This window comes from Bradyrhizobium uaiense (genome assembly GCF_010811875.1).
Taxonomy (GTDB): domain Bacteria; phylum Pseudomonadota; class Alphaproteobacteria; order Rhizobiales; family Xanthobacteraceae; genus Bradyrhizobium; species Bradyrhizobium uaiense.
The window spans coordinates 1-244 of the sequence record NZ_VKHP01000944.1 but is presented as its reverse complement, the minus strand read 5'-3'; the positions used below and the strand labels follow the sequence as shown (position 1 = coordinate 244).

Annotated in this window: 1 pseudogene; it reads left to right on the top strand. The window is 63.9% G+C overall.

The window, feature by feature from the left end:
• Nucleotides 1-244, top strand: a pseudogene (locus tag FNJ47_RS48220) (hypothetical protein); the annotation flags it as partial.

Below are 244 nucleotides of genomic sequence, written 5' to 3'. Positions count from 1 at the left end.
CACGCGACCACCGGCGAGCGCCCAGGGTGGGAACTTCGAGCGCATATAGCCGACGGTGAGGAAGCCGCTTTCGCCGCGGATTCGGTAATCCATGACGATGCCACGTCCGCCAGTGTATTTGCCTTCGTCTCGGGCTTCACCACGCACGCCGACGAAACGATCCGCATCGTGACCGGCAGTGGTGGCGGATATGGGGACCCGAAGGAGCGCGACCGTGCGGCGGTCGAGGAGGACATTAAGAACG